13 protein-coding genes are annotated in these 20,289 nt (G+C 70.3%); 4 read left to right on the top strand and 9 right to left on the bottom strand.

Translation table 11 applies throughout. The features are described from left to right. Positions 1-43 precede the first annotated feature (43 nt). The 5 genes from ACYVGQ_RS17985 to ACYVGQ_RS17965 all read right to left on the bottom strand — a co-directional run bounded on the left by ACYVGQ_RS17985 (position 44) and on the right by ACYVGQ_RS17965 (position 4,735). Entirely contained in the window at positions 44-970 is a 927-nt protein-coding gene (locus ACYVGQ_RS17985; RefSeq protein ID WP_460786059.1) for a carbohydrate ABC transporter permease, read from the bottom strand. Continuing rightward, positions 963-1,880, bottom strand: coding sequence for a carbohydrate ABC transporter permease (locus ACYVGQ_RS17980; protein WP_460786058.1), 918 nt, complete (start codon positions 1,878-1,880; stop codon positions 963-965). Before ACYVGQ_RS17980 ends, ACYVGQ_RS17985 begins: the two co-directional genes overlap by 8 nt. Positions 1,881-2,037: 157 nt before the next feature. Then, entirely contained in the window at positions 2,038-2,733 is a 696-nt protein-coding gene (locus ACYVGQ_RS17975) for a cupin domain-containing protein (protein ID WP_460786057.1), read from the bottom strand. Continuing rightward, complete coding sequence (locus ACYVGQ_RS17970; protein WP_460786056.1) at positions 2,730-3,626, bottom strand: DUF6807 domain-containing protein; 897 nt, start codon at positions 3,624-3,626, stop codon at positions 2,730-2,732. The genes ACYVGQ_RS17975 and ACYVGQ_RS17970 overlap by 4 nt, the downstream gene beginning before the upstream one ends. Beyond that, positions 3,623-4,735 carry a Gfo/Idh/MocA family protein gene (locus ACYVGQ_RS17965; RefSeq protein ID WP_460786055.1) on the bottom strand — a complete coding sequence of 371 codons (1,113 nt, stop codon included), beginning with the start codon at positions 4,733-4,735 and terminating at the stop codon, positions 3,623-3,625. The genes ACYVGQ_RS17970 and ACYVGQ_RS17965 overlap by 4 nt, the downstream gene beginning before the upstream one ends. Before the next feature lie 135 nt (positions 4,736-4,870). Between ACYVGQ_RS17965 and ACYVGQ_RS17960 the strand changes: the two genes are divergently transcribed. After that, positions 4,871-5,884 carry a LacI family DNA-binding transcriptional regulator gene (locus ACYVGQ_RS17960; RefSeq protein WP_460786054.1) on the top strand — a complete coding sequence of 338 codons (1,014 nt, stop codon included), beginning with the start codon at positions 4,871-4,873 and terminating at the stop codon, positions 5,882-5,884. Between the two features lie 54 nt (positions 5,885-5,938). On the opposite strand, the gene ACYVGQ_RS17955 is transcribed toward ACYVGQ_RS17960, so the two are convergent. From ACYVGQ_RS17955 to ACYVGQ_RS17940, 4 genes are all read right to left on the bottom strand, one after another. Further along, positions 5,939-10,156 (bottom strand): carboxypeptidase regulatory-like domain-containing protein, encoded by a 4,218-nt coding sequence (locus tag ACYVGQ_RS17955; RefSeq protein ID WP_460786052.1) that lies wholly within the window; start codon positions 10,154-10,156, stop codon positions 5,939-5,941. Between the two features lie 212 nt (positions 10,157-10,368). After that, entirely contained in the window at positions 10,369-11,376 is a 1,008-nt protein-coding gene (locus ACYVGQ_RS17950) for a LacI family DNA-binding transcriptional regulator (RefSeq protein WP_460786051.1), read from the bottom strand. Between the two features lie 49 nt (positions 11,377-11,425). Continuing rightward, positions 11,426-14,200 carry an alpha-L-rhamnosidase gene (locus ACYVGQ_RS17945; protein ID WP_460786050.1) on the bottom strand — a complete coding sequence of 925 codons (2,775 nt, stop codon included), beginning with the start codon at positions 14,198-14,200 and terminating at the stop codon, positions 11,426-11,428. Then, complete coding sequence (locus ACYVGQ_RS17940; RefSeq protein ID WP_460786049.1) at positions 14,197-16,893, bottom strand: family 78 glycoside hydrolase catalytic domain; 2,697 nt, start codon at positions 16,891-16,893, stop codon at positions 14,197-14,199. The genes ACYVGQ_RS17945 and ACYVGQ_RS17940 overlap by 4 nt, the downstream gene beginning before the upstream one ends. A 183-nt stretch (positions 16,894-17,076) precedes the next feature. On the opposite strand from ACYVGQ_RS17940, the gene ACYVGQ_RS17935 reads away from it, so the two are divergent. From ACYVGQ_RS17935 to ACYVGQ_RS17925, 3 genes are all read left to right on the top strand, one after another. After that, positions 17,077-18,393 carry an ABC transporter substrate-binding protein gene (locus ACYVGQ_RS17935; RefSeq protein ID WP_460786048.1) on the top strand — a complete coding sequence of 439 codons (1,317 nt, stop codon included), beginning with the start codon at positions 17,077-17,079 and terminating at the stop codon, positions 18,391-18,393. Between the two features lie 132 nt (positions 18,394-18,525). Continuing rightward, a complete protein-coding gene (locus ACYVGQ_RS17930; protein WP_460786148.1) occupies positions 18,526-19,380 on the top strand; it encodes a carbohydrate ABC transporter permease in 855 nt (284 codons plus the stop codon). Further along, positions 19,377-20,288 (top strand): carbohydrate ABC transporter permease, encoded by a 912-nt coding sequence (locus ACYVGQ_RS17925; RefSeq protein WP_460786047.1) that lies wholly within the window; start codon positions 19,377-19,379, stop codon positions 20,286-20,288. Before ACYVGQ_RS17930 ends, ACYVGQ_RS17925 begins: the two co-directional genes overlap by 4 nt. Position 20,289 lies beyond the last annotated feature (1 nt).

Genomic DNA, 20,289 nt, shown 5'->3' with positions numbered 1-20,289 from the left:
CTGGATGGTGCCGTGTCTGGCGAGGCGGACCCGGCGCGCTCGCCTACTTCCCTCCGGTCGTGGCGATCCCCTGGAGGAGGAATCGCTGGCCGACGAGGAAGATGATGAAGACGGGCAGGAGAGAGACGACGCTCATCGCGAACACCGCGCCCCAGTCCGTCGCCGCCTGGGCGTCGACGAACGCGCGCAGCGCCAGCGGCGTCGTGTACAGATCGGGCTTGGTCAGGTAGATCAGCTGCGAGAAGAAGTCGTTCCACGTCCAGATGAAGGTGAAGATCGTCGTGGTGCCGAGAGCGGGCACCATCAGCGGCAGCACGATCTGGAAGAAGATCCGCGGATGCCCGGCTCCGTCCACGCGCGCCGCCTCGTCCAGCTCCCTCGGGATGCCGCGGATGAACTGCACCATGAGGAAGATGAAGAACGCGTCGGTCGCGAGCACCTTGGGCAGGATCAGCGGGATGTACGTGTTCACCCAGTCCACCTGGGAGAACATGATGTACTGCGGCACGATGATCACGTGGATCGGGACCATGATCGTGATGAGCATGATGGCGAACCAGAAGTTCTTGCCGCGGAACTCGAGTCTCGCGAACGCGTAGGCGGCGAGCGAGCAGGAGACCAGGTTCCCGAGGATGCAGCCGAGCACGAGCAGCGCGGAGTTGATCAGGTAGTGGCCGAACGGCTGCGCGAACGCGTTCCAGCCGTTGACGTAGTTCTCGATCCGGAAGTCCTGCAGCAGCAGGCTCGGATCCTGGAAGATGACGTCGTTCGGCCGCAGGGAGCTGGCCACCATCCACAGGACGGGATAGAGCATGATCAGCGCACCGAGGATCAGCACGACGTGCTTGACCGCCGATCGCACCGGCTGAAGCGCCCTGCGCCGGCGGCCGGCGGGAACGCGCGTCGCCTGCGTGCGGACGCCGACGATGGTCGCGGTGGCGGGTTCGTCCCGCAGAGTCGGGTCAGTCATCGTAGAACACCCAATACTTCGAGGCCCAGAAGTTGATGGCGGTGAAGCCGCCGATGATGATCACGAGCAGCCAGGCCAGCGCCGAAGCGTATCCCATGTCGAAGTTGCCGAAGCCGCGCTGGTAGAGGTAGAGCGAGAACAGCAGCGTGGAGTCGGCAGGACCTCCCGTGCCCGCCGAGACGACGAACGCCTGGGTGAAGGACTGGAAGGCGTGGATGATCTGCAGCACGAGGTTGAAGAACACGATCGGGCTCAGCAGCGGCATCGTGATCGAGAAGAACTGGCGCCACTTCGACGCGCCGTCCACGCTCGCCGCCTCGTACAGCGACTGGGGGACCTGCCGGAGGCCGGCGAGGAAGATCACCATCGGCGCGCCGAAGGTCCACACGTTCAGCAGGATCAGGGTGGCCAGCGCCGTGTTGGGGTTGGAGATCCAGCCCTGTCCGTCGATCCCGAAGAACCCGAGGAAGGAGTTGAACAGCCCCTCGACGCCGAACACCGTGCGCCACAGCACGGCGATCGCGACGCTGCCGCCGATCAGCGACGGGAGGTAGTAGACCGAGCGGTAGAACGCCAGCCCCCGCACGCCGCGGTTCAGGAGCACGGCCAGCGCGAGAGCGAGGGCGAGCTGCAGCGGCACCGAGACGAGCACGTAGACGAACGTGACGATGAGCGACTGGTGCAGCCGCGCATCCGTGAACATCCGGATGAAGTTGTCCACGCCGTTGAAGACGGGCGGCTGCAGCAGGTTGTACTTCGTGAAGCTCAGCCCGAGCGAGATCAGCATGGGGCCCGCCGTCACGGCGAACAGGCCGATGAACCAGGGCAGCAGGAAGAAGAACGCGGCCTTGCCGTCTCCTCGTCGGGGTTTGACCCCCTTGAGCCTTCGGAGTTCGTTGAGCGAGCTCACGGGCGCCTCACCGCCCTTCGCAGTCGATGGAACATCTTCGTCCTCTCACCATTTCGTGCTGTCATTCCGAATGTTCGGGTTCCAGACATGAAAACGTTTACCGTGATCGTAGGCTTTGAAACGAATCAACGCAACTCGCAAAACGCATCCGCCGCCCTCACTCCGACCACTCCCAGGTGCGGAGCATCCCGCACATGCCGAAGGAGCGCTCTGCGCCCGACGGCGCCGCCCTCACCACCTCGGCGGCGCCCAGGGAGCCCGCCGTGCCGGCCGAGAGCGCGGCGAGCTGGTCGCGCGTGCGCTCGGCCTCCGCGGCGACGGTGCGCTCCCAGCGCTCCCGCCACCCGGCCGCCAGCGGCTGCACGAGCCGCACGGCCCTGGCCTGGAACGCGGCGAGCGCTTCCGCGCCGCCGTCGCGGAGCAGGAGGAAGCCCTCGACCGCGAGATCTCGGCGGGCGCGGACGGCGGCCTCGCGCCCGTCCCCCTCCGGAAGCGCGGCCGCTGCGGCATAGCGCTCCGGATCGTCCAGGATCTCCGCAGGGAAGGTCAGCACGGCGTCGCCCGCTTCGGGGAGACCGGTGTTCGCCATCACGGCGATCAGGCGCAGCCCGCCGTCGTTCACCAGGCGATGCACGGTGCCGGGCGTGAACCAGAGTACGTCGCCGGGTGCGAGCGGATGCCGTTCGAACCCGGCGGACGAGAGCGTCTCCACCGCACCGGCGCCCTCGACGACCACGTAGCCCTCGGACGAGGCCGTGTGCATGTGCGGCGACCCGCCCCGGCATCCGTCGACCGCCATCCCGTCGTAGACGGCGAGGTCCGTGACGGCGACGCCGCCGGGGAACACGCTCACCGCAGCCCCCTGAGGGTCTCGACGAGCCGGGGAGCCCGCTCCCGTCCGCCGTCGGCCACGCCGACCGCGTACCGGAACGTCACGGTCTGCCCGGAGGCGACCGGCAGCTCCTCGCTGAAGAACGGCGCGGGGTTCAGAGCCGCGAACTCCTCGGAGCGGGCGAACCACCGCGGGGGGTGCTGCCAGTTCTCCTGCGCGTCCACCATCACGATCAGCGAGGTCTCGTCGACCACGTCGTGGCGTCCCTCGAAGGCCATCCACTCGTGCCGCTGACCGCGCACGTCGTCACCCGATCCGACGCCGGAGGCCGTGACCAGCACACCGTCGGTGAAGGAACGGGGACCGCGCCAGAACAGCCCGCCGTACCCCGCGTTCTCGCGCCCCCTCGTCGTCGGCGAGCCGATGCGCACCTCCGCGTCCGAGACGTTCTCGAGACTCGTCCGGAACGTGAGCGCCCAGGACTCCCCGTCGAGGATGCGCGCCGTGATCGCCCTGTGCTCCCGGAAGAGCGCCCTGCCGTCCTCGGTCACCCATTCCAGGTCGTGGGCGAATCGTGCGACGCCCCCCGCGACCTCCGCCGCGTCGATGCGTCGATGGGCCTGCGTGCCGTCGTTCGGCAGCTGCACGTATCCCTCGCCGTGGACGTAGGTCGGCCCGCCCCAGAAGTTCTCGTCGTCCACCACAGGCAGCGACCAGGCGATGCCCTTGTGCCAGACGTGGTCCCAGGGGCGGAACAGGCTCACGACCCGGCCGGAGCGCGTGCGGATGGGGTCGAGGTAGGGCTTCGGGGACTCTCGCTGCGGGCTGTCCGGCCGGAAGACGTAGCGCAGCAGCTCGACGTCGCCGTCGACGACGGTGAAGGCGACGTCGGAGGTCGCTGCGGCGAGACTCATACGAGCACCTCCTTGACGGGAGCCCAGGGCGTCGCGCCGCCGTTCATCTCCGCGTAGAACGGGCTCAGCGCGTCGATCTCCCCTGCCCGGACGGTCTCGCCGCGGAAGGCGGAGGCGTAGGTCGCCGCCGCGAGCTCCAGGGTGCGCCGGGCATCGGGCAGGCCGACCAGCGGCGGCTCGCCGTTGCGCAGCGCGTCGACGATGGCGGCGAGCTGCATGCGGTGCGCGCTGCGCTCGTCCGTGGCGCCGGCGTTCCAGCGCTCCAGGAGATGCTCGTGCCCCGCGGCCGGGGTGAACGTCCAGTCCGCGTCGCTGTAGCCGTAGACGTGCTCGAGCTCGACCGTCGCGTGCTCGAAGTCGAAGCGAAGCCGCGACGACTCCCTCGGCGAGACGATCGAGTTGACGATCGTCGCCAGCGCACCGCTCGCGAACTCCACGAGCGCGACGGAGACGTCCTCGGTGTCGGTGGGGAGCTTCTGCCTGCCGGCGAAGGCGGACAGCCGCTCCCAGGGCCCGAGGATCGACAGCAGCAGGTCGAACTGATGGATGCCGTGACCCATCGTCGGCCCGCCGCCCTCGACAGCCCACCGCCCGCGCCAGGGGACGTCGAAGTAGTCGGGCTGGCGGTCCCACAGGGTCTCGCAGGTGGCGACGAGGGGGCGTCCGAGAGCGCCGTCCTCGAGGAGGGCGCGAAGCCGGACGGCGGCGGGCCCGAAGCGGTGCTGGTAGACGGTGAGGATCGGGACGCCGGTCTCCTCGGACATCGCCATGAGCTCGTCCATCTCGGCGAGGCTCAGCACGGTCGGCTTCTCCACCAGGGGGATCACGCCGGCGCGGACGGCCTGAACGGCGAGCGGGCCGTGCGTCCGGGGCGGGGTGCAGATGCTCACGAGGTCGACGGCGGATGCGGCGAAGAGCTCCGCCGCATCCGTGTGGACGCCGGCGATGCCGTACTTCTCGGCGAACGCCCTCGCCCTGGCCTCGTCCACGTCGGCGACCGCGACGAGGTCGATGCCGTCCGGCAGCGACCGGGCCGCCTCCAGATGGGCGTGCGCGATGCCGCCGGTGCCGATGATGCCCATCCGGATTCGGGGGGAGGGAGTGCTCATGCCAGGTTTCTTGCTTTCCTCGATGGCCCGGTTCCATCCGGGCCGGCGTCCAAAAAGTGATCGTTCACGTTTGATCCTCTGACAAGATAGTGAACGATCATCAGAGCTGTCAACATCCGGAGGAGGGAGAGCGCCGTGGCCCAGACATCCGGCATCCAGAAGCGCCCGACGATCATGGAGGTCGCCGGCCTCGCCGGCGTCTCGCATCAGACGGTCTCCCGTTTCTTCCGCGACAACGCGAGCCTCAAGCCCGACACCCGCACCCGCGTGCAGGCGGCGGTGGACGAGCTCGGCTACCGCCCGAATCTCGTGGCGCGCTCGATGCGCACCCGCAGCACGGGCCGCCTGGCCGTCGTCGTGCCGACGCTCATCTTCAGCCCGGTGCGCATGCTGGCCGGGGCGGGGGCGACGGCTCGCGCGAACGGCTACACGACCGACGTGCTCTCGATCGACGGCGGCGCGGAGGAGCGCACGGAGCGAGTGCTCGAGATCATCGACTCCGGACAGGTCGACGGCGTGCTCTCGCTCGCCCCGCTCCTCCCCCGCCTCCCGGCCACGTCCGTGCCGGTGCATGTGGCCGCCGGCCTCGACGACCGCATGCGCGGGATCGCCGAGCTCGCCGACGCCACCCCCGTGGTCGAGCTGGTCCGCGGCCTCGCGGCACTCGGCCATCGCCGGATGCTGCACGTGACCGGATCGCTCGACTTCGCCTCCGCCCGCGCCCGCAGCGAGACCTTCCTGAGGACGACCGGCGAGCTCGAGGGCGTCGAGGGCACGGTCGTCGAGGGCGACTGGACGGCGGAATGCGGCGAGCGCGCCGTCGCGGAGCTGACCGAGCACGATCGCCCCACCGCCATCGTCGCCGCGGGAGACCTCATCGCCGCCGGCGTCGTGCGCGGAGCGGTCGAGCGCGGCTGGAGCGTGCCGCATGATCTGAGCGTCACCGGCTGGGACCGGCAGCCGATCGGGCAGTTCCTGCAGCCTGCGCTCACCACGGTCGACGTCGATCACGAGCAGATGGGCGCCAATGCGATGGATGCGCTCGTCGCCGTGCTGCGCGGACCGGACGCCGTGCCGGCACCGAGGAAGCCGGCGCAGCAGCTTCAGCGCGTGATCTGGCGGGAGTCGACGGGGCCGGCGCCGCACTGAGGAGCCGGCCTGCCGAGCGCCCCGCCCTCGCGTCGGATGGCGGGGCGCTCGGGATCAGCGCGTGCGCCGCCGCTGTCGGAAGGCTACCCCGGCGGCGAGCAGCAGGACTCCGAGGCCGGCCAGGGCGAGGATCCCCGCGGCATCCGGGCCGGTCGTCGCCAGCCCGTCGCCGCCCTCCGAGGGCGAGTCGGCGTCCGGATCCGCCGTACCGGGCCCCGGATCCGCAGCGCCGCCGCCGGCGGCGAGGATGGTGACCGGAGCGCGCAGCTGCTCGCCCGACTCCCGCGTGAGCACGATCTCGTGCTCACCGGCAGGCGTCGAGGCGGGGACGGTCCAGGTCAGCAGGGCGAACCCGTCGTCGTCCGCCATGAGCGCGCCCATCGGCACCGGCTCCGAATGCAGCACGGCATCCGCCGTCTCCCCCGGACGCAGACCGGCGACGGTGATCGTGATCTCCTCGCCGGCGCGCACCTCCTCCGCCGAGAGCGTGACCTGCGGGACGAGCGCCGCCCGCTCGATCACGAGGACGTAGTCCGAGGTCTCGCCGGTGACCGAGCTCGCGGTCACCGCGATCCGGTTCTCACCGTCGTGCAGGGCGACGACCGCCGAGGTCGCCTCCACGGACGGCGGCTCGTCGCCGACGGCGACGCCCTGCCCCTGCCAGCCCCTGCTCCACGAGACGGTCACGGTCGAGACCGAGGCCGGAAGCGTCGCGGTGACGGTGTACGGCGCACCCTCGCCCTTGCGATCGGGCTCGAAGGCGGGAGAGAGGCCGAACCCGTCGACCGAGAGATCCCGGAGCAGGCTCAGCTGCGCGGGGTTCACCCGGGAGACGACCACGCGATACGTCCGGCTCGTGCCGTCGTCGGCGGTCACCACCACCGGGATCTCGGTCTCGACCACGTCCTCGCCGGACTCGCCGGCGGCGAGCGGGACTTCGACGGCCGTGCCGTCCGACGCCTCCTGCCCCGCGATCGACACCTCGGCGAAGCCGCTGCGCGGGCTCGCCGAGACCGAGACCACGTCCGTGAACGGATCGACCTCGCCGGCGAACCCCGTCCCGTCACCGGTGGACGTGAGCGCGATCTCCGCGCCGCCGGCCTCGACGGCGACCTCGGCCAGCGCCGTGTCGCCGTAGGCGAACGGCTCCCCGGTGTTGACGCGGAAGTAGTCGATCAGCAGGTCTCCGACGTTCGAGCCGTTGATGAAGAACAGGAAGCGGTCGAGGTCGGCGACCCTGGTCCGCAGCGGCTGATCCGAGAGGACGGGCGTCTCGAGGTCGTCGACGTAGAAGTCGAACGTCCCCGTGTCGAGGTCGACGACGTTGCGCACGGTGTACCACTGCCCGGGCGCATAGTCGACGACGTTGCGCACGGTGCTCGCACCGGTCACGTTGTGCGTCATGATCTTCCCGCCGGCGAAGCCGAGCGTGGCGGCCGGATTGGTGGACGCGGAGGGGTCGGCCGGCTTCCAGTCGCTCTCGGTGTACGAGTACATCGCGAGCTGGTTCGGCGTCCCGTTCGTGGTGGAGCGCTGCACACGGGCCTCGATCGTGACGGTGCCCGTGAGGTTCAACTCGGTCGCGTTGTGCAGGCCGAGCGTCGCCCGTGTCGCGCTGCTCTTGTCGATGCGGAGGTACTTGTTGCCCTCCCGATCCGGATCCTCCACGATCGTCACGGAGCCCGCCGCCTCGTTCGTCAGGCCGATCAGCGCCCCGTCGGAGGTCTCGGCGAAGGCGCCGGTGGCCTCATCGTCGAACGTCTCGTCGATCGCGTATGCCGTGGCGCCCGCCTCGCGCCGCAGCACGAGGTCGATCGTCACAGTGCGCGCCGCCTCGACGACGACGTCCGTGCGGGAGGCGGTCTCATAGCCCCTCCTTGCTGCGGTCACGGTGTACCCGTCGCCGGCCGCGACCTCCTCGATCGCGTACGTCCCGTCCTCCCCCGTCGTGGTCGTGGCGATCGTCTCGCCCGCCTTGACGACGTCGACGGTCGCGCCGGCGACGCCGGAGCCGGAGGAGGTGACCCGCCCGGAGACGACGCCATCGGTCGCCGTCGTGGCGCCGAGCGTCAGCGGCACATCGCGCTTCTCGCGCGAGGCGAGGGAGAGGCGCACCGCGTCGCCGTCCTGGTATCCCTCCGCCGACGCGGTGAGCGTGTACTCGCCTGCGGCGTTCTCGAAGGAGTAGCGTCCGCGCACGTCGGTCGTGACGGAGCCGCCGGAGAAGGAGACCACGGCTCCTGCCACCGGCCGGCCATCAGCGTCGGACACCGTCCCGGAGACGAAGGCGCGCCCGGCATCCGGGATGTACGAGGTGGCGCCGACGTCCGGCGGCGTCGTCGGGGCGACCCCGAAGAAGTCCGCGACCACGGCGGAGGCGCTGGCCTCGCCGTCGCCCGCGGCGTCGAAGCCCGGCACGATCTCGGCGAGGTCCACAGGGCTCCCCGCCCCGATCAGCGGCGAGGAGGAGGAACCGATGAGCGCGTTGCGGATATCGTCCGAGACGTCGCCCGCCAGCTGCGGATCGGCCTCGATCGCCGAGGCGTCCGCCGCCGGCGCGACGACGCCGGGACCGTGATAGGCGTTGCCCTCGAATCGGACCCCCGGGAACTCGGTGCGGAACGCGGCGCCTGCGACGTCCTCCCTCGCGTTGAGGAAGACGTTGTTCAGCACGTGGTGGGGATTCTTCGCGGTCAGATAGGACGCGGCGCTGCCGGATGACTCGAAGAACCCGACGGTGTTGTTGCGGATGGGGCGGACGGTGTTGACCATGAGGTTGTTGTGGACCACGTTCACGCCGCTGTCGCCGTGCGGGTTGATGTAGTTGCGGTCGATGTCCTGGATGACGTTGTAGCGCACGACGGCGGTGCCGAAGCCGAACCCGCACAGCAGGATGCCCTCGCCGGACTCGTGCACGTAGTTGCCCTGGATGAGGATGTTGGAGGTCCCGCGATCGGGGTCGATGCCGTTGGAGTCGGCCGCGCCCGTGCGTCCTTCGAGCTCGGCGACCTCGTTGTCCTGCACGACGATGTCGTCGGCGTAGTACATCTCGATCCCCGAGACGCCGGCGCCGTCGATGAAGTTGCCCTCCACGGTCGCGCCGCGCACGCTCGTGAGGTACATGGCATCCCAGCCGTACTCGGTGTCGCGGTTGGTGAGGTAGTTGCCCGAGATCTCGATGCCGGTGTGCGGCCGCCAGTCCGGGTCCTCGGTGATGGTCCCGTCCGTCGCCGCCCGTGCCGCCGCGCGATCGCCCCAGCCGGGCGCGAGGTCCTGATAGCGGCTCGTGCCCATGCCGGCGAACTGCTTGAAGACGAGGTTCGCGAAGGAGGTGTTCGCGATGTAGTTGTCGCGGACGCGGACGTCCTCGAACTGCGACGCCGTCTCCGCATCGCCCTTGAGCCCCTCGAAGAGGATGCCGCCGGTGCGCTTCGAGCGATCGAGGCCCGCGCCGCTGACCGACCAGGTGTAGCCGCTGACGTCGCGGATGAAGACGTCGTGGATGTCGTAGCCCCGCAGGGTGCCGGCGTTCTCGGCCTGGACGTGGATGCCGCGCAGATCGCCCGTCGCTGGATTCTCGTCGCCGGGCAGCTGACCGAGATCGCGAGCGGGCTCGAAGTCGGCGGGGTCGAAGCCGGGGGTCTCGTTGCTGATCTCGAGGTTCGAGATGTCCCAGTGCTCCTGGTCGCTCAGCTGCAGCACGTCGTTGACGACGCCGCGGCCGTTCAGCTCAGGGGCTGCTCCGTCGCCATAGCTCGACAGCACGATGGGCGCTCCCGCCGTGCCGGATCCGCGCGGCGCGAGGAGCGCCGTCGCGTCCGGCCCCACCACGTCGGCGCCGCGCCCGCCGCTCCACGTCGTGTAGTCGTAGGCCTCGACGGCCACCCCGGTCCCCTGCGCGGACCAGCTGCCGCCCGCCTTCAGCAGGATCCGGTCGCCCGGCTCGAAGACGGTCCCGTTGACGTTCGCGAACGTCCGCCACGCCTCGGCCGGAGAGCTCCCGTCGGAGGCGTCGTCCCCGCCCTCGGAGTCGACGAAGTACGTCCGGCCGGAACCGGAGGGTGCCGAGCCGTCGACCACCGTCAGCCTCTCCTCCGCCACGACGGCGCGCCCGTCGGCACGGAGCTCCGCCTTGTCGGAGAACCCGGAGAAGGCGGCGGGCGAGGGCGGAGCGGGGACGGCCAGCGCCACGGCGGGCAGGCCGCCCCCGACGAGCGCGGCGGAGACCGCGACCGCGATCACGCTGCGGCGCAGATACGGAGGCAGGGACATCGATGTTCCTTTCGTCATCACGACGACACGACTCGCAACGAGCGGCCGCCGTCTCTTCACGCAGTGCCGCAGCTCTGCGGCGCGCATTCGTGAACGATCACAGTGAACGTTCACTTACGAACGCGAACAGATTAGCCAGTGCCGTTCGCCACTGTCAAGAAGTGCGTGCGGAACGACGGCCGAGACGTCGGCGCCCCGGACGGGGGCAGGTCTCAGCCGACGGTCGACGCCCGGACGACGAGCTCCGGCTGGAAACGGACCCGACGTTCGTAGTCGCCGTCCGGATCGTCGATCGCGCGCAGCAGCAGCTCGACGGCGGTGTGGCCGATGAGCTGCGCCGGCTGCCGGATCGAGGTCAGGGGCACCACCGTCGCCGAGGCGAAGTCGATGTCGTCGTAGCCGATCAGCGCGATGTCCTCCGGCACGCGCAGATGGCTGAACATCGTCAGCGCCTGCAGGAGGCCGACCGCGAGGAGGTCGTTGGCCGCGAAGACGCCGTCCGGGCGTGCGGACGCGTCACGGGCGACGATGCCCTCACCGGCATCCCTTCCGTTCAACACCGTCAGCGCCGACTGCTCGATCACCTCGAGCTCGGCTCCTGGCACCTCGGCCACGGCGCGGCGAGCGCCCTCGAGCCGGTTCGCGACCTGCGCGATCGAGAGCGGGCCGGCGACGTAGGCGAGCTTCCGGCGCCCGACCTCGAGCAGGTGGCGCACCGCGAGATAGCCGCCCTCGACGTCGTCCACCGAGACGGAGGAGAAGTCGCTCCCCGGCACCTCGTGGTCCACGAGGACGACCGGTATCCCGGCATCCTGCAGACGCCGCAGCTTCACGACGTCGTCGGATGCCGGGGTGACGAGCACCCCGTTCACCCTCTGCTCGCGGAAGAGATCGAGATAGCCGTCCTCCCTGGCGGCGTCCTCGTCGCTGTTGCCGAGCAGGACGGAGAGGCGCTCCTCCTCCGCACGCGCCTCTGCGCCGCGGGCGACGTCGGCGAAGAAGGGATTGCCCGCATCCAGCACGACGAGCCCGATGCTCCGGCTCCGGCCGGCGCGCAGCTGCCGCGCGGCGTCGTTGCGCACGAAGCCGAGCTCGTCGATCGCCGCCTGGACGCGCTCGACCGTCGCCGGGGCGACCTTCTCCGGTCGGTTCAGGACGTTCGACACGGTGCCCACCGACACGTCCGCCCTCGCCGCGACCTCGCGCACGCTCACTGCCACCGGTTGCCTCCGCTCCCCTGTTTTCCGCGAGTGTACGGCATGTCCGGGCCTACGACCGGGCTTCGGCCCGCTGCGCGCTCAGGGCGGCGAGTCGTTCCGCGACGGCGTCCCGCGCCTCGGCCCCGGTCACGCGGAGCAGCCGATCGCCGAGCGTGAGGCGATCGCTCCACTCCGTGCTGTCGCGGAAGTCCGACACGACGGCCGGCCGGAGCTCGCTCAGCACCTCGAGGATCGCGGCGTACGCCTCCTGGTCGTCGATGACGGCGGCGAGGCTCGACGCGAAGCCGACCTCGCCGGGCGCCGCGGACTCCGCGGGCGCGGACGACGTCCACCGGTGCGCGCCCGATCCGACGCTGTGCCGCTGCCCGTCGGGCAGGACGACATCCGCCTCCGTGTTCGCCGGCACGACGGCGTCGACGACGATCCGCCCGCCGTCGCGCTCCCAGCGCACCCGCGCCTCGCCATAGGGGGTGCGGTGGGACGCCTCGGCGAAGTCGAACCCCTCCAGCGGATGCGGCTCGATCGCGATGCGCGCATAGCCGGGTGCGGCGGGTGCGAGGCCGGCGACCGTGCGGTGCAGCCAGTCGGCGATCGCGCCGAGGGCGTAGTGGTTGAAGGAGGTCATCTGGCCCGGGTTGATGGTGCCGTCGGGGAGCATCGAGTCCCAGCGCTCCCAGATCGTCGTCGCCCCCATCGTCACGGGATAGAGCCAGGACGGGTTCTCGGTCTGGGTCAGCAGTCGCCGCGCGGTGTCGAGATGACCCGTACGGGTCAGCGCGTCCTGGATGATCGGCGTGCCGACGAAGCCGGTGCCGATCCGGTACGCGCTCAGCCTCGTGAGCTCGGCCAGCCGGTCGCCGAGCGCCTGCCGGCGCTCCGGCTCCACGATGTCGAAGACGATCGCGAGCGAGTATGCGGTCTGCGCATCCGACATCATCCGTCCCGCCGGGGTCACGTACTCGGCGAGGAACGCCCGCCGCACCTCCTCCGCGACGCGGGAGTACTCCTCGGCGTCCGCCTCCCGACCGAGCAGAGCCGCCGAGCGGGCGGTCAGATCCGCGGAGCGGAACACGGAGGCGGTCGCCACGATGTCGGCCGAGGTCTTCGCCTTGGCGGGGTACTCCGGCGGGGCGTCGGGGTCGAGCCAGTCGCCGAACTGGAACATGCCCTCCCAGAGCCGGCGCTCCCCCGACAGCGCGAGGATCGCATCCGTCCACGCCTTCATGCTGTCGTACTGGCGCTCCAGCGTGTCGACGTCGGCGAAGCGCTCGTGCAGCACCCACGGCACCACGGCCGCGGCATCGCCCCACGCGGCTGCGGGACGCGCGTCGCCGAGGACGTTCGGGACGACGAAGGGGACCACGCCGTCGACCTGGTCGATCTCGAGGTCGCGCAGCCACGAGTCGAGGAATCCGCGGACGTCGTACAGGAAGCTCGCGGTCGGCGCGAACACCTGGATGTCGCCCGTCCAGCCCAGACGCTCGTCGCGCTGAGGGCAGTCCGTCGGCACGGAGAGGAAGTTGCCGCGCAGGCCCCAGACGACGTTCTCGTGCAGCTGCCGGACGAGGGCGTGCGAGGTGTCGAACCAGCCGGTGCGCTCCATGTCGCTGTGCACGACGACGGCGACGACATCGGCGGGATCGAACGCGCCGGGCCACCCCTCGATCTCGGCGTAGCGGAAGCCGTGGAAGGTGAACTCCGGCTCCCACTCCTCGACGCCGGCTCCGGCAAGGGTGTAGCGATCGGTGGCCGCGGCGGCGCGGAGCGGACGGGTGCCCAGCTCGCCGTGCTCGAGCACCTCGGCATGCCGCAGCGTCACGACCGTGCCCGCCTCTCCCGACACCCGGATGCGCAGGCGGCCGACGAGGTTCTGCCCGAAGTCGACGACGGTCCTCCCCGAGGGGGTCGTGAGGACCGAGGCGACCCCGACCTCCTCGATGCGGCGCACGAAGGGCGACACCCTCGCCCCCGGCACGGGCAGGTCCTCGACGACGGCGACGGGCGCCCAGGCGGATGCCGCGACGCGCGCGTCGTAGTCCTCGCCCGCGTACAGGCCGCTCGCCGTGAGAGGTCCGGGCGCGCTCTCCCAGGATCCGTCGGTGCGGATGAGCTCCGCACGGCCGTCGGCGTACTCGACGAGCAGCTGCGCGGCGAAGCGCGGCTGATTGCCGTACACCGACTCGGCGTTCTCGCGGAAGCCGAAGCGCTCGGTCGCCCACGCGCCGGCGAGCCGCACGGAGAGCGCGTTCTCCCCCGCCACGAGCAGGGACGTCACGTCGGTCGTCTCGTGCACGGTGCGGGTGTGGAACGGCGTCCAGCCCGGCTTGAGCACCTGGTCGTCGACATCGGCGCCGTTCACGGCGGCCTGGTAGACGCCGACGGCCGTCGCGTAGAGCGTGGCCCTGCGCACCTCGCCGCCCACGGCGAAAGTGCGCCGCAGCACGGCGGGCTCGGCGTGCGATGCAGGAGCGGCGACGGCGATCGTCTCAGCCAGCCACTCCCCGTCCGCGAGGAAGCCGGCGACGATCCGCCGCGGCGCGCTCCACTCGGAACGGATGCCGTCGGAGCCGGTCACCCTGACGCGCAGCCGGACCTCCTCCCTCGGCCGCAGCGGCCGGAACGGCCAGACGAGCCTGACCGATGCCCTGCCGTCGACGACCACCGACTCCGCACCTCCCCGACCGTCGAGCTCCAGCTCGGCACCCGCCTGGATCCATCCCGCGGTGTCGGTCTCCGTCGCCCACCCGATGCTCGGGGTCGCGGTCGCGGTCGCATCACTGCCGTAGGGCGCGTCCACATCGACGCGCGCGACTGTCAGGGTCATTCGCCTTGCCTCTCTCCGTTGTCCGTTCGCTGCGTTCTCGTCTCGGGCCGGGCGACGGCGGCCGCCGTCACCGCGAGCTCGTGGGCTCCCGATGTCAGGATGCGGGATGCCGCCCCGCCGTCGACCGTGATCTCCGAGGCGTCCGTGACCGGCAGGTCGAGGACCGCCGTCGTCCCGAACGGGATCTCGACGGTCGCCCTGAGGTCCTGCCCGTCCAGCCGCCAGTCGATCGCGAGCCGGCCGTACGCCGTGTCGAGGGACGCCGCCGCGTGCGCCAGGCCGACGGCGGGTCGCGGTGCGATGCGCACGCGTCGGTAGCCGGGCTCGGCCGGCGCGATCCCGGCGACGGTGCGGTAGACCCAGTCGATCACCGCACCGTAGGCGTAGTGGTTGAAGGACAGCATGCTGCCGCCCTCGTCGCCGGACCCGGCGTCCATGTCGCCGGAGTGGATGCTCCCGTCGGGACGGATCGCGTCCCAGCGCTCCCAGACCGTCGTCGCACCGCGATCGACCTGGTAGAGCCAGCTGGGCGCCTCGCGGCGCAGCAGCATGAGGTAGGCCTCATCGAGGTGCCCATGGTTCGAGAGCGCGAACAGGACGAGCGGCGTGCCGAGGAAGCCGGTCGAGATCCGGCCGTCCTCGGCCCGGACGGATGCCGCGAGCCCGTCCGCGATCGCCGTGCGCTCGGCGTCGGGAGCGATCCGGAACTCCAGAGCCAGCGCCGCACCGGTCTGGGTGCGGACGGCATCCGCTCCCCAGCGCTCCCAGGCGGCCTGTGCCACCCGGTCGGCGAGCGCGGCGTACTCCTCCGCCTTCACGGCGTCGCCGACGATCCTCTCCGCACGGGCGAGCAGCCGCGCGGAGTGCACGTAGAACGCGTTCGCGACGTAGTCGCTGGAGACCTTCGCCTCCCACGGACGCTCCCCCGGCGCATCGGGATCGAGCCAGTCCCCGTACTGGAACGGCTCGGTGGGCAGGACGAGGTCGTCGCCCGCGCGACGGCGCAGGTGCTCGACCCACCGTCGCATGCTGCTCAGCTGCCGCCGGAGCACCTCGTCGCTGCCGCTGGACTCGTACACGGCCCAGGGCACGATCGTCGCGGCATCCGCCCACCCCGCCCTGCCCATGTTGTCGACGGGGCCCTCGCCCATGCGCATGTCCTCGAAGCGGATGATGTCGGGGACGACCGAGGCCACCCCGCCCTCGTCGGTCTGATCGATCTCGAGATCGCGCAGCCAGCTGCGCCAGAACGCCTCAGCGTCCATGAGCGTGCTGGCGGTCGCGGCGAACGCCTGCGCGTCCCCCGTCCAGCCGAGGCGCTCGTCGCGCTGCGGGCAGTCGGTCGGCACCGAGACGAAGTTGTCCCGCTGCGACCAGAACACGTTCGAGTGGAACCGGTCCAGCGCCGCGGACGCCGAGCGGAAGCTCGATCGGGCGGGCAGGTCGCTGGAGATCGCGACCGCGGTGGCGGAGACGATCTCGACAGGGCCCGCGACCTCGGCGTGCTGGAAGCCGTGGAACGTGAAGCGCGGCTCGAGGATGTGCTCGCCGTCGCGGTCGAGGATGTACCGGTCGGTCGCCTTCGCCGTGCGCAGCGCCGCCGTGTGGAGGGCGCCGGAGGGTTCGAGGATCTCGGCGTGCCGCACGATGATCTCGTCGCCCGCCTTCCCGCGGACGACGAGCCGGACCCAGCCGGAGACGTTCTGTCCGGCGTCGAACTGCACGGCGCCGTCCCGGTCGGTGCGGGCCATCTCGCGCTCGGCGACGACCCGGACGGGCGGCGCGGAGCGCGGCTCGAAACGGGCCAGGTCGGAGGCGATGACCTCGACTGCGGCCCATGCGGAGTCGTCGAACCCGGCGCTGTGGACGTCGACGAGCGCCTCGCGCAGGTCGATCGTCGTCCCGTCGTAGATGCTCGCGGCCCGGACCGCGCCGAAGCCGCCCCGCCAGCTCCCGTCCGTCGCCACGAGGATGCCGTCCTCCGTGTCGATCTGCGCGAGGGCGCCGGAGCGGTCGCCGTAGATCCCGGTGCGGTTCGCGAAACCCATCCGGCCGCGGTACCAGCCGTCGCCCACCTCGAGCACGATGACGTTCTCCCCCTCGCTCAGCAGGCCGGTGACATCGAGGGTGTCCAGCAGCACGCGCTCCCGATACGAGGTCCAGCCCGGTGTGAGCTGCGCGTCGGTGGCGGGCCGGCCGTTGATCCAGGCGTTCACCAGGCCGAGCGCGCTGAGGCGGAGGCGCGCTCGTTCGGGAAGGGCATCGACGACGAAGGCCCGGCGCAGCAGCACGGCTGGGCCTTCCACCTCGCTGGGGATGCCGATGACGGCCGCCGCCAGGCCCGCGCCGTCCAGCCCCGCCTCCACGACGAGCTCCTCGCCGAACGCGGACCAGCCCGCCTCCGTCGCGACCCGCACGGCGAAGCCGCGCCGCTCGCCCGGCACGAGATCGCCCGCCGCGATCGCGACGGACTCCGCCGATTCGACCACCTCGCCCGGCGCAAGCTCGGCACCGGCGGGGCCCGTGGCGAGCTGGTACGCGAGCTGAGTCGCGCCGTCCCTGCTGCTCTCGGTGCGCCACGTCAGCCGCACGCCGCGGCCAGGGACTCCGAGAAGTCCCTCGCCGTGCTGCGAGCGCAGCGAGACGACACGGGTCCGCTCGTCGGAGAGCGTGGGATCAGGGGCTGCCGCCATGGCTTCGTCCTTCCGGTGGCGCGTCATCGCGTCACGAGTCAATTCGCCGACGACCGTTGACTCTCGTCCCGGATCGTCGTACCTTACGGAGAGTTGAATGGTTTCAACCGCTTCCACTCAACATCATTGCGCTCTCGACGTCGAGAACGCAACCAAGAGTCAGCTTTTACATGGAGGTAAAGGATGGACAGCACCCGCACTCGAAGGGTTCTCCTCGCCGCAGCCGGCGTGGCGGCTCTCGCGCTCCCTCTCGCCGCCTGCGGCACCGGCGGCGGAGACGGCGCCGACGGCGGACAGATCGAGCTCACCGCCCTGATAGCGGACTCCGGGGAGAGCGCGGAGGCGCTCGAGGCCCTGGGCGCCGCCTTCACCGAGGAGAACCCCGACATCACGATCTCCGTCGTGACCCAGCCCGGCGGCGGCGAGGGGGACAACCTCATGAAGACCAAGCTCAACACGGGCGAGATGGAGGATCTCTTCGGATACAACTCCGGGTCGCAGCTGCAGGGCCTGCAGCCGGACAGCTTCCTCGTCGATCTCTCCGACGAGCCTTGGGTCGCCGACCTGGACGAGAACATGAAGACCGTCGTCTCCGGCCAGAACGGTCTCTACGGAACCCCGATGGGCACCTCGTTCGCCGGCGCCGTCTTCTACAACAAGCCCATCTACGAAGAGCTCGGCCTGGAGGTGCCCGCCACCTGGGACGAGTTCGCCGCGAACAACGACGCGATCGAGGCAGCGGGCAAGGACGCCGTCATCCAGTCGTACGGCGACACCTGGACCAGCCAGCTCTTCGTGCTCGGAGACTTCGGCAACGTGCTCGCGCAGGATCCGGACTGGGCGGACGAGTACACGGCCGGGAACCGCAAGTACGTCGACGAGCCGGGCCTGCAGGGCTTCCTCAACCAGGAGGAGGCGGGCGAGGCGGGCTGGTTCAACGAGGACTTCGCCTCCACGCTCTACGACGAGGCGCTCGCCAAGCTCGCGAACGGCGAGGGCGCGCACTACCCCATCCTCACCAACGCGGTCTCGGCGATCCAGCAGAACTACCCGGACAAGGTCGATGACATCGGCGTGTTCGCCCTTCCGGCGCAGAACGCCGAGGACACCCGCCTGACGGTGTGGCTCCCGAACGCGCTGTACATCCCGAAGACCACGGAGGGCGCCAAGCTCGACGCGGCCAAGAAGTTCCTGGAGTTCGTGAACTCGCCCGCCGGCTGCGAGATCCAGAACGAGGTCCTCACCCCCGGCGGGCCGTACGCCACGTCGGCCTGCACCCTGCCGGACGACGCCCCGGCGCTGCTGGACGACATGCAGGCCTACTTCGACGCGGACGAGACGGCTCCGGCCCTCGAGTTCCTGTCTCCCATCAAGGGCCCGGCCCTCGAGCAGCTCACCGTCGAGGTCGGCTCCGGGATCCGCCCGGCGAAGGACGCCGCAGCCCTCTACGACGAGGACGTGAAGAAGCAGGCGCAGCAGCTCGGCATCGAAGGCTGGTGACCGTCCGCTGAACCCATGGTGCGGGTCCGCGACCCGCGGACCCGCACCGCTTCTGATCCATCCGACTCGAGGGAGAGTCCATTGACAGCCACCGCAGCACCGGCATCCGTCCGCCGACGCACGCGCAAGGGCATGTCGAGCTCGTATCCGACGTGGTTCTACATCCCGTCCGGCCTGCTCTACGTCATCCTCTTCGCGGCGCCCACCTTCGCCTCGTTCTACTTCAGCCTCACCCGCTGGAACCTCTCCGACGCCGTCTTCATCGGCTTCGACAACTACATCCAGTTCTTCTCCGAGCCGATGCTCGTCCAGGGCTTCGTGAACACCTTCATCTACGGGTTCGTCACGTCGGGCCTCAAGGTCGTCCTCGGCCTCGCGCTCGCGCTGCTGCTGACCGGCTCCATCCTCGGCCGCGGCTACCTGCGCTCGACGATCTTCTTCCCGGTGCTGGTCTCCACGATCGGCGTCGGCATCACCTTCAAGGTGCTGATGGACCCCTTCGACGGGCTCATCAATCAGACCCTCGCCACCCTCGGGATCACGGGTCCCGCCTGGCTCACCGACCCGGCCTGGGCGCTGATGTCGGTCGCGCTCGTCGACGTCTGGAAGGGCGTGGGCATCGCGACGCTCATCTACATCGCCGGCCTCGTCGCCATCCCCCAGGAGTACTTCGAGGCGGCCCGCGTGGACGGGGCGTCGGCATGGCAGCGGTTCCGCAGCATCACCCTCCCGCTCGTGCAGCCGGCGACGGCGACGGTCATCCTGCTCTCGCTGATCGGCGGGCTGCGCTCCTTCGAGCTCATCTGGGCGATGACCAAGGGCGGCCCCGGCTTCACCAGCGACGTGATCGCATCGGTGATCTACAAGCAGTACCAGTCGGGGTTCTTCGGCCTCTCCACCGCCGGCAACGTGGTGCTGTTCCTCGTGGTCACGGCCATCATCGTCCCGATCCAGTACATCCTGAACAAGAGGCAGGTGGACGCATGAGCGTCACGCGCACCATCACCACCGCAGGCGCCGGAAGAGCGAGGATCGCCCGCGGCGACCGGCGACCGCTGACCCCGCGGAGATTCCTGACGCGCTACGCGGTCGGCGTCGTCGCGATCCTCGTCTCGATCGTGGTCTTCATCGTCCCGTTCCTGTTCATCCTGCTCACCGCGGCGAAGAACAGCCAGGAGTCCTCGCTGTTCGAGTTCTCGCTCCCCCAGCAGGGCTGGTACCTCTGGGAGAACGTGATGACGGTCCTGGAGACGCGCAACTGGATGGTGGTGCGGGCCTTCGTCAACTCCACGATCCTCACCGTGGCGAGCGTGGCGATCATGGTGGTGTTCGCGGCCATGGTCGGGTACATCCTGCAGCGCCGCAAGTCCCGGTGGAACCATCTCATCAACCTCTTCGTGCTCGCCGGGCTCATCGTCCCGCCTGCGGTCGTGCCGACGATCTGGGTGCTGCAGGGCATCGGGCTGTTCAAGACGATGCCGGGGATGATCCTCATCGAGGCGACCTTCGGCCTGAGCTTCTGCATCCTCCTCTTCCGGGCGTTCATCGCGACGATCCCCCGGGAGCTCGACGAGGCGGCGGTGATCGACGGCGCCGGCCCCCTGCGACTGTTCTTCACGGTCGTGCTCCCGCTGCTCAAGCCCGTGGCCGTCACGGTGATCGTCGTGCAGTCGGTGGCGGTGTTCAACGACTTCACCGGCCCGTTGTACTTCTTCCCCGGCGACGAGAACGTCACGGTGCAGCTGACGCTCTACAACTTCCAGAGCCAGGCGCTGAACCAGTGGAACCTGCTGTTCATGAACATCCTGCTCATCACGATCCCGCCGCTGGTGATGTACGTCTTCTTCAACAGGCAGATCGTGGCCGGCATGACCAGCGGAGCGGTCAAGGGCTGAG

Source organism: Microbacterium tumbae, assembly GCF_054780175.1.
Note: the sequence above shows the minus strand (reverse complement) of the source record. Positions and strands in the feature narration are given on the sequence as shown.